Here is a 217-nt window from a genome sequence, read left to right as displayed (position 1 = left end):
AGCTACAAAAGAAATTCAAGGTTATTACAATACAGGCGGTATTCAAAATCCCTGAATTACAAACCATTCGTGCTATCGAAAGACTAAAGCAAAGCTTAACAACGCCTTTTGTAGTGTCGCTTGATACTATGCGCGCTCAGGCACGAATGGCGGAGTTAAGAGAGCGTTTGCGAAACGAGATCATATCCATACGTCTCATGTTGGATACGTCGAAAGT

The 217-nt window shown here is 41.9% G+C and carries 1 protein-coding gene; it reads left to right on the top strand.

Annotation, left to right across the window (positions count from 1 at the left end):
- The coding region (locus tag PA598K_RS37555; protein WP_221414216.1) for a hypothetical protein at window positions 1–217 on the top strand (217 nt) is incomplete at both ends.

It is taken from the genome of Paenibacillus sp. 598K (assembly GCF_003851045.1).
Lineage (GTDB): Bacteria > Bacillota > Bacilli > Paenibacillales > Paenibacillaceae > Paenibacillus_D.
This window is presented reverse-complemented; position numbering and strand designations above follow the sequence as displayed.